General features: G+C 75.6%; 1 protein-coding gene. It reads left to right on the top strand.

Annotation, left to right across the window (positions count from 1 at the left end):
• Positions 1-91 precede the first annotated feature (91 nt).
• Positions 92-1,108, top strand: a 1,017-nt coding sequence (locus ABZ885_RS41790; protein WP_360200526.1) for a methyltransferase, incomplete at its 3' end; no start/stop codon positions are given.

The raw sequence follows: 1,108 nt of genomic DNA, 5'->3' as shown, positions 1-1,108 counted from the left end.
GTGCGGCACCGGCGCGACGCGGCGCAGCTCGACGTGCGGATCCTGCGTCCCCCCGTCCACGGCTCCGACGGGGCACCCCCGGACGGTGGAGGTGTTCACGCTGACCGTGCCCCCGGGCTCGGACCTCGCGGAGCTGGCCGCCCACGAACGGGCCCACCAGCACGAGGCGCACCTCGCCTTCGAGGTCGGGCACCCGGACCCGCTGGTGCTCCGCGGGCTGTGCGCGGTGTTCGCCCGCCTCGGCGCCGGCACCGACGGCGGCGGCTACAACCCGCACGAGGACGCCACCGTCCTCTACTTCACCGCCCCCGCCGGTTCGACGGCCGGCTACCGGCGGGTGGAACTCCACGTCCCCGGCCGGCACGACAGCGTCCTCGCCGCCCACCTGGCCGGCCACGGCCGCGCCGCGACCCTCCTGCCTTCCCCCCAGGTGCAGGGGCACCGCACCCAACAGCCGGCCGAGACGCTCCTGCGCCTGATGACCGGGGCGTGGACGACCCAGGCCCTGGCCGTCTGCGCCCGTCTGGGGCTGCCCGACGCCATGGACACCCGCAGTACGACCGGCGTCCGGCCGCTGGCCGGGGCGGTCGGCGCCCACCCGCAGAGCCTCGCCACCCTGCTGCGCTACCTGGCGATGCTCGGCGTGGTCGCCGAACACCCGGACGGCTTCCGGCTCACCGGACTCGGTGCGCTGCTGCGCTCGGACTCCCCCGGGTCGATGCGGCCGCTGGCGCTGATGTACGGCGGCCCGTTCTACCACTCCTTCGCCGGTCTCGAACACACCGTCAGGACCGGGGAGACCGCCTTCGAGCACCTCCACGGCGAGAACCACTTCGACCACTTCGCCCGCCACCCCGAGCTCGCCGACCTGTTCGACCGGTCCATGGCCGCAAGCTCGCGCATGTTCGAGCCGCTCCCGGCCCACCCGGTCATCACCGCGGCAGCCGCGGAGGCCACGGCCGCCGTGCCCCGGACCGTCGTCGACATCGCCGGCGGGAACGGCGAACTCCTCGGCCGCATCCTGGCCGCCCATCCCCGCCTGCACGGCATGCTGCTCGAACGCCCCCACGTGGTGGAGACCGCCCGCCGCGCCCTCGACGCCGCCGGC

This window comes from Kitasatospora sp. NPDC047058, from assembly GCF_040643935.1.
Classification (GTDB): Bacteria; Actinomycetota; Actinomycetes; order Streptomycetales; family Streptomycetaceae; genus Kitasatospora.
The sequence above is the reverse complement of the archived record's forward strand: the minus strand, read 5'-3'. Positions and strand labels throughout refer to the sequence as shown.